The organism is Streptomyces sp. NPDC006798, assembly GCF_040635975.1.
In the GTDB taxonomy this organism is placed as follows: Bacteria; Actinomycetota; Actinomycetes; order Streptomycetales; family Streptomycetaceae; genus Streptomyces.
Genome location: NZ_JBEYIS010000107.1, coordinates 1 through 7291, shown reverse-complemented (window position 1 = coordinate 7291; position 7291 = coordinate 1). Strand labels below are relative to the sequence as shown.

Here is a 7291-nt window from a genome sequence, read left to right as displayed (position 1 = left end):
CGATCGCGATGCTCGCGGCATCGTGACGGGTGGTCTTTCGGTTCTTCGAGGTGAAGGGCTTCTGCCAGTGCTGGGCGCCCCAGCGGCTGGTGTAGTCCATCGCCGAAGGCATAGGGGCGGAACCGCGCGACAAACCACGGACGGGCGGCAGACCGCGAACGGGAATCAGCCGCCGGGCGCGGCCCGGGCAGTCGGGGCGGTGCCCCGGAGGGCCGAGGCGCCGGGCCCCATTGCCGAAGGCGCGCGACCAGCCCATGACGGCCCGCGGGCGCGTACGGCACCGACGTTCCCGGCCAGGCGCGGCCAGGAAGCGCGCCGCCCTCCCGAGCCAGGCCCGAAGTCACCCCGAAGAGTCGATCGCCTGTCCGAATTGCACCAATTTACTCACTGGATCGTGATCATTTCCTAAAGGACACCGGACGGGCTGCCGAAGAGGTCAATGACCCTAACTTCACGGAACGCCCCGGCTATATCCCCGAGCCGGCCCCGTCCCCGCACCTTCCCCCCAGGAGGAGCCCGGTGTCCGTCCTTCTCGAGCAGCCCGCCAGCCTGGTCGCCTACCGTCCGAACAAGCCGACCGCGATGGTCGTGGTGGCCGACCCCCGCGTCCGGTCCACCGTCACCCGCCACCTGTGGGCGCTCGGAGTCCGGGACGTCATCGAGGCTTCGTCCATCGCCGAGGCCCGCCCCCGGATCGGCAATCCCCGCGACATCTGCGTCGCCGACGTCCACCTGCCCGACGGCTCCGGCCTCACCCTCCTCTCCGAGACCCGCGCCGCGGGCTGGCCCAACGGCCTCGCGCTCTCCGCCGCCGACGACATCGGCGCCGTACGCAACGCCCTCGCGGGCGGCGTCAAGGGCTATGTCGTCACCGGCACCAGGACCAATATCGGCCACCCCACCCGGCCGGGAGCCGCGCCCATCGGCGCCGCCGCCGCCCGGCTCGGCCACCGCCGCCCGCCGGGCACCCCCAGCCACCCCGGGGGCTACCGCGAGCTGTCCGGCCGCGAGGTCGAGGTCCTGCGGCTGGTTGCGGAGGGCCAGTCGAACAAGGCCATCGGCGTCTCCATGGGCCTGTCCGCACTCACCGTGAAAAGCCACCTGGCCCGGATCGCCCGCAAGCTCGGCACCGGCGACCGGGCGGGCATGGTGGCGGTCGCCCTGCGCACGGGCATCATCCACTGACCCCTTCACTCCCGCGCGCGCCTGTCGACGGATCGTTTCCGGCGACAGGCTCGCCGCGTTCACGGATACCCTTGACACGTGACCGACGCCCATAACCCCGCAGCAGAGACCGCACTGCGAACCGCCGGGGGCGCTCCCCCGGACGCCGGCGTCGCAGCCGAGCAAGACCCCCGAGAGACGCCCACCCCCTTGCTGGAGCCCCGCGAGGGCATCCCCCCGGTGGTCGCCGACGCCGAGGCGCTCGCGGCCGTCGTAGCCGCGTTCGCGGCCGGGACGGGCCCCGTCGCCGTCGACGCCGAGCGGGCCTCCGGCTACCGCTACGGACAGCGGGCCTACCTCGTCCAGCTGCGCCGCGAAGGCGCGGGCAGCGCCCTGATCGACCCCGTCGGCTGCCCCGACCTCTCCGTGCTCGGCACGGCACTCTCCGGCACCGAGTGGATCCTGCACGCCGCCACCCAGGACCTCCCCTGCCTGCGCGAAATAGGCATGGTCCCCACCAGCCTCTTCGACACCGAGCTCGCGGGCCGGCTCGCCGGATTCCCCCGGGTCGGACTCGGCGCGATGGTCGAATCCGTCCTCGGGTACGCCCTGGAGAAGGGCCACTCCGCCGTCGACTGGTCCACCCGGCCGCTGCCCGAGCCCTGGCTGCGGTACGCCGCCCTCGACGTCGAACTGCTGATCGACCTCCGCGACGCCCTGGAGAAGGAACTCGACCGCCAGGGCAAGCTCGACTGGGCCCACCAGGAGTTCCACGCCATCGCCACGGCACCGCCGCCCCCGCCGCGCAAGGACCCGTGGCGCCGGACGTCCGGAATGCACAAGGTACGGCGCCGCCGCCAGATGGCCGTCGTCCGGGAACTGTGGAACACCCGGGACCGGATCGCCCAGCGGCGCGACGTCTCCCCCGGCAAGGTCCTCGGCGACGCCGCCATCGTCGAAGCGGCACTCGCCCTGCCGCCGAACGCCCACGCCCTCGCCGGGGTCGCGGGCTTCGGCAGCCGGATGAGCCGCCGCCAGCTCGAACAGTGGCAGTCCGCCGTCGACCGGGCCCGCGCCCTCCCCGACTCCGAACTGCCGCAGCCCGGCCAGCAGCTGGCGGGCCCCCCGCCGCCGAGGGCCTGGGCCGACAAGGACCCGGCGGCGGCCGCCCGGCTCTCCGCGGCGCGCACCGCGATCACGGCGCTGGCGGAGGAGCTGAACCTGCCGCAGGAGAACCTGATCTCACCGGACACGGTACGGCGGGTCTGCTGGGAGCCGCCGCGGGAGATCACGCCGGAGACGGTCGCGGCGGCGCTGACGGCACTGGGAGCGCGCGCCTGGCAGACGACGCTGGTCACACCCCCGCTGACGACGGCACTCACCCCGCCCTGACGGGACGCCTCCCGCGGGGTTGCCTCCCGCTGTGGGGTGCGTGGTCCCCGGGCCCGGGATGTGGGGTTGCCTGTGCCCAGGCGGGGCCGTTCGCGCCTCAGGCGCCGGCGGGGCTGTTGAAGATGTGACCGTCGCTCCAGCGGTATGCGGGCGTACTTGTGCAGCGTCGGGAGGGTCGGTGGCCTCCGGGCTCACCTCCTCACGGACGGCGGAAGTGGGGCACCTGTTCAGGAGACCCGGCTTTTTCCGCCGTCCTCCCCCAAAGCCGCCTTTGGGGGGGACCCCCAGGGGGCGACCCCGCACCCCCCGACCACGCAGACCGCACCTGCCCCCTGGTGCTGAAGCCCGTCCCGGGGAGGGGAAGGGAGCAACCTGGTGTCGGCGGTCCACCTGCTGGCCGGTGGCTGGCTGGTCGCAGTCGAAACACCTCCAGAGGAGGCACTATGTCCCCCGCCCGGAGGGCGCCCCCCTTCCCGAGGGCGGTCAGGAGGGGACCCAGGGGCGCGGGGAACTGCGCGACAAGCCACCGACCGGGCGCGGTCGCCCGGCAGCATTCGCCCCGCTGGGCGGACGGCGTGGACCTCACCCGGAGGGGCAAGGCGCTGGGGGTCCCGCAGCGCCGAATGCATAGGGGGCGGAACCGCGCGAACAACCACAGGCGGGGACACGCCCGGCGCGGCCGGGTTCGTCGCGGACCGGGTCCCGGGGGCGCCCCCGGGGGAATGTGACGCCGCTCGCAGGGCAAGGACTGGGCACCCGAGTTACCCGCAAGTAGCATGGGGCCCAAGCGCACGCTCAGTCGCGCGCCCCGCAGCAGTGCCATCCCGCACCTGGAGGAGAGCCATCGTGCCTCGTAGCCTCAGGGACGTCGTCTTCGTCGACGGCGTCCGCACCCCGTTCGGCAAGGCGGGCCCCAAGGGCATTTATCACGAGACCCGCGCCGACGACCTGGTCGTGAAGGCCATTCGGGAGCTGCTGCGCCGCAATCCCGCCCTCGATCCGGCGAAGGTCGACGAGGTCGCCATCGCGGCCACGACGCAGATCGGTGACCAGGGGCTGACGATCGGCCGGACCGCCGGCATCCTGGCCGGGCTGCCGGCGTCCGTGCCGGGCTACTCGGTGGACCGGATGTGCGCGGGCGCGCTGACCGCCGTGACGACGACCGCCGGGTCGATCGCCTTCGGCGCGTACGACGCCGTCATCGCGGGCGGTGTGGAGCACATGGGGCGGCATCCGATGGGTGAGGGCGTCGACCCCAACCCCCGGTTCGTCTCGGAGAAGCTGGTGGACGAGTCCGCCCTCTTCATGGGCATGACGGCGGAGAACCTGCACGACCGCTACCCGTCGATCACCAAGCGCCGTGCCGACGAGTTCGCCGTACGGTCGCAGGAGAAGGCGGCGAAGGCGTACGCGGACGGGAAGATCCAGCAGGATCTGGTGCCGATCGCGATCCGCCGGACCAGCCCCGAGGGCGGGGAGACCGGCTGGGGGCTGGCCACCGAGGACGAGCCGATGCGGCCGGGGACGACCCTGGAGAACCTGGCCGGGCTGAAGACCCCGTTCCGGACCCACGGCCGGGTCACCGCGGGCAACGCCGCCGGGCTGAACGACGGTGCCACCGCCGCGATCGTCGCGTCCGAGGAGTTCGCCCGGGAGCACGGGCTGCCGGTGAAGATGCGGCTGGTGGCGTACTCCTTCGCCGGGGTGGAGCCGGAGGTGATGGGCTACGGCCCGATTCCGGCCACCGAGAAGGCGCTGGCCCAGGCGGGCCTGTCGATCGGGGACATCGGCCTCTTCGAGATCAATGAGGCGTTCGCGGTCCAGGTGCTGGCGTTCCTGGAGCACTACGGCATCGCCGACGACGATCCGAGGGTCAATCAGTACGGCGGCGCGATCGCCTTCGGGCACCCGCTGGCCTCCTCCGGTATCCGGCTGATGACGCAGCTGGCCCGGCAGTTCGAGGAGCGGCCCGAGGTCCGTTACGGCCTCACCACCATGTGCGTCGGCTTCGGCATGGGCGCCACCGTCATCTGGGAGAACCCGCACTTCGAGGGGGACAAGTGAGCACCACCGCCGAACTGTTGAAGGGCGCGGCCGAGTTGTTCCCGGACGAGGTCGTCACCAGCGCGCACGTACGCCATCTGGAGCTGCCGTACGGCGCCGGGCGATTCGCCCTGATCACCCTGGACAACGGGCTCGACCACACCAAGCCGACCACCTTCGGCCCCCGGTCGCTGGCCAATCTGGACGCGGCGATCGACCAGGTCGAGGCCGAGGCGGCGGCGGGTTCCATCGTCGGCGCCGGGCTCACCGGCAAGCCGTTCATCTTCGCCGTGGGCGCCGATCTCAAGGGCGTCGAGCTGCTGCGCCGCCACGAGGACGCGCTGGCGATCGGCAGAAGCGGCCATGACGTCTTCAAGCGGCTCGCCGGGCTCGCCGTCCCCACCTTCGCCTACTACAACGGCGCGGCGATGGGCGGCGGCGTCGAGGTCGGCCTGCACTGCTCGTACCGTACGGTCTCCCGGTCGATCCCGGCCTTCTCGCTGCCCGAGGTCTTCCTCGGTCTGGTGCCCGGCTGGGGCGGCTGCGCGCTGCTGCCGAATCTGATCGGCGCCGACCGCGCGGTGAAGGTGATCATCGAGAACGCGCTCAACCAGAACCGTCAGCTGAAGGGCCCGCAGGTCTTCGAGCTGGGGATCGCCGACGCGATCTTCGACGGCGCCGACTTCCTGGAGCAGTCGCTGCTCTGGACGGCCTCGGTACTCAAGGGCGACACCGTGGTGGAGCGCGCTCCGGTCGACCGGGGCGAGGCGTGGGACGCGGCCGTGGCCCGGGGCCGGGCGATCGCCGACGCCAAGGTGCACGGCGCCGCCCCCGCCGCCTACCGGGCGCTGGACATCCTGGCCGCCGCGAAGGACGGTGACGTCCAGGCCGGGTTCGACGCCGAGGACGGGGCGCTGGCCGATCTGATCATGGGCGGTGAGCTGCGCAGCGGTCTCTACGCCTTCAACCTGGTGCAGAAGCGGGGCAAGCGCCCGGTGGGCGCGCCGGACAAGGCGCTGGCCCGGCCGGTCACCAAGGTCGGTGTGGTGGGTGCCGGTCTGATGGCGTCCCAGCTGGCGCTGCTGTTCCTGCGCCGCCTGGAGGTGCCGGTCGTACTGACCGACATCGACCAGGAGCGGATCGACAAGGGCGTGGGCTATGTCCATGCCGAGATCGAGAAGCTGCTCGGCAAGGGCCGGATCAACCAGGACAAGGCCAACCGGCTGAAGGCCCTGGTAACCGGCGTCCTCGACAAGGCGGAAGGTTTCTCCGACGCCGACTTCGTGATCGAGGCCGTCTTCGAGGAGATGGGCGTCAAGCGGCAGGTCTTCGCGGAGGTGGAGGCGGTCGCCCCGGCCCACGCGATCCTGGCGACCAATACCTCCTCCCTCTCGGTCTCCGAGATGGCGGCCGAGCTGAAGCACCCGGAGCGGGTGGTCGGCTTCCACTTCTTCAACCCGGTGGCGATCCTGCCGCTGCTGGAGATCGTCCGCGGTGAGCGGACGGACGACGCCTCGCTGGCGACGGCGTTCGCGGTGGCGAAGCAGCTGAAGAAGACGGCCGTCCTGGTCAAGGACGCCCCGGCGTTCGTGGTCAACCGGATCCTGACCCGCTTCATGGGCGAGATCCAGAACGTGATCGACGAGGGCACCCCGGTCCCGGTCGCCGAGAAGGCGGTCGAGCCGCTGGGTCTGCCGATGTCGCCGCTGGTCCTGCTGGAGCTGGTCGGCCCGGCGATCGGGCTGCATGTCTCCGAGACCCTCAACCGCTCGTTCCCGGACCGCTTCACGGTCTCGCCGAACCTGGCGGCCGTGGTCGCGGCGGGCAAGCGGGGCTTCTACGTCTACGACTCCGGGAAGCCGGAGCTGGACCCGGAGGTCGCGGCGCTGCTGGTACAGGGCGATTCGGTGCTGACCGAGGAGCAGGTACGGGCCCGGGTGCTGGCGGCCGTCGCCCAGGAGATCGGGCTGATGCTCGACGAGGGCGTGGTGGCCGAGGCGCAGGACGTCGACCTGTGTCTGATCACGGGCGCGGGCTGGCCGTTCCACCTGGGCGGCATCACCCCGTATCTGGACCGCGCGGGCGTCTCCGAGCGGGTCAACGGCAAGCCGTTCCTGGCTCCGGGAACGGCGAGCGTCCCCGCCTGACCTGGTGTACCAAGGGGCCGTACGGAGATTCTCCGTACGGCCCCTCGGCCGTTTTCCCGATTCCGATGGGACCCGCATGGTGACTCTGCTGATCGTCGACGGCGCGAATGTCGTGGGCTCGGTGCCCGACGGCTGGTGGCGCGACCGGCGCGGCGCCGCCGAACGGCTGCGGGACCGGCTGGTCCGGTACGCCGCCGAGGGCGTGGCGGGCCGTCCGGGGCCGCTGGAGGTGGTGCTGGTCGTGGAGGGCGCTGCCCGCGGGGTCGCCCCGGTGCCGGGCGTCCGGGTGGACGAGGCGCCCGGCAGCGGCGACGACCGGATCGCGGAGCTGGTGGCCGCCGAGTCGGAGCTGCGGCCCTGTGTGGTGGTGACGGCGGACCGGGGACTGCGGGAGCGGGTCGCCCGGGCGGGCGGCTCCTGCGTCGGCCCGCGTACGGTCTACGGGCCCGTCTAGGGCGTGTCTGACGGATCTTGCTGGGCTCGCGTGCCCTGGCACCGCGCCTCGCCGCGTTGTCGTCGGTCGCCTACGGCCCCCTGCGCCTGGC

Annotated in this window: 5 protein-coding genes; all 5 read left to right on the top strand. The window is 72.4% G+C overall.

Annotated elements, in window-relative coordinates; genetic code table 11:
- Positions 1-519 precede the first annotated feature (519 nt).
- The 5 genes from ABZ714_RS34660 (at position 520) to ABZ714_RS34640 (ending at position 7200) form a co-directional block, all read left to right on the top strand.
- Positions 520-1185 (top strand): response regulator transcription factor, encoded by a 666-nt coding sequence (locus tag ABZ714_RS34660; RefSeq protein ID WP_358829352.1) that lies wholly within the window; start codon positions 520-522, stop codon positions 1183-1185.
- 78 nt (positions 1186-1263) lie between these two features.
- Positions 1264-2556, top strand: coding sequence for a ribonuclease D (locus ABZ714_RS34655; protein WP_358829351.1), 1293 nt, complete (start codon positions 1264-1266; stop codon positions 2554-2556).
- Between the two features lie 846 nt (positions 2557-3402).
- Positions 3403-4620 (top strand): acetyl-CoA C-acyltransferase, encoded by a 1218-nt coding sequence (locus tag ABZ714_RS34650; RefSeq protein ID WP_358829350.1) that lies wholly within the window; start codon positions 3403-3405, stop codon positions 4618-4620.
- Positions 4617-6746, top strand: a complete 2130-nt coding sequence (locus tag ABZ714_RS34645) for a 3-hydroxyacyl-CoA dehydrogenase NAD-binding domain-containing protein (protein WP_358829349.1) — start codon at positions 4617-4619, stop codon at positions 6744-6746. The genes ABZ714_RS34650 and ABZ714_RS34645 overlap by 4 nt, the downstream gene beginning before the upstream one ends.
- Positions 6747-6822: 76 nt before the next feature.
- Positions 6823-7200 (top strand): NTP pyrophosphohydrolase, encoded by a 378-nt coding sequence (locus tag ABZ714_RS34640; protein WP_358829348.1) that lies wholly within the window; start codon positions 6823-6825, stop codon positions 7198-7200.
- Positions 7201-7291: the final 91 nt, after the last annotated feature.